At 32.0% G+C, this 610-nt stretch carries 1 protein-coding gene; it reads right to left on the bottom strand.

Going from position 1 to position 610, the window contains the following annotated elements:
- Positions 1 to 256: 256 nt before the first annotated feature.
- A partial coding sequence (locus KH893_RS11455) for a phosphoketolase family protein (protein WP_486606296.1) occupies positions 257 to 610 on the bottom strand: 354 nt, incomplete at its 5' end.

Below are 610 nucleotides of genomic sequence, written 5' to 3'. Positions count from 1 at the left end.
CATCAATAATTACTGGTCTTTATTATTTAAGTTTAAAAGTGTATTTAAAAAAAGATTGAATATAAAAATAAGGATTCGCTTTCTTAGCCATTAAAATTTTTGGGGTTAAATTAATTAATGGCTTTTTTGCATTATCCAGATTCCACAAACCGCAAAATCATTGTTTCAAATGATCTGGTTCTTTTAAATTTTTAGACAAAGAAAAACCACGAATTTTTAATTCGTGGTTTTAATTAAGTAATTTAATACTAAATTATTATTGTAAAGCAGTCCAATTCCAGTCAGTGAATTCTTCAATATCGCGACCTTCATTACGAGTAACTTCAAAGTGTTTATCAAGAATCTTATTCATGTCATCGATAAAGCTATCAGCTTTTTCGTCATCAACAACACCTTCATCTTTCAATGCTGAAACAGCATCGATCGCTTGGTGGAAACGATCCAAGTGAGAGTATACACGCATGTCGTACTGAGTAGTAATATCACCATCTTCACGATAACCATGAGCATGAAGATTATGATGATTACGCTCGTAGAAAATAGATTCAATCAAATCTTCAAAACCGTGGAAACCAAAGATAACCGGCTTGTCAGATGGGAAGAACTTATC

The sequence above is a fragment of the Liquorilactobacillus sicerae genome (genome assembly GCF_029916425.1).
Classification (GTDB): domain Bacteria; phylum Bacillota; class Bacilli; order Lactobacillales; family Lactobacillaceae; genus Liquorilactobacillus; species Liquorilactobacillus sicerae.
The sequence above is the reverse complement of the archived record's forward strand: the minus strand, read 5'-3'. Positions and strand labels throughout refer to the sequence as shown.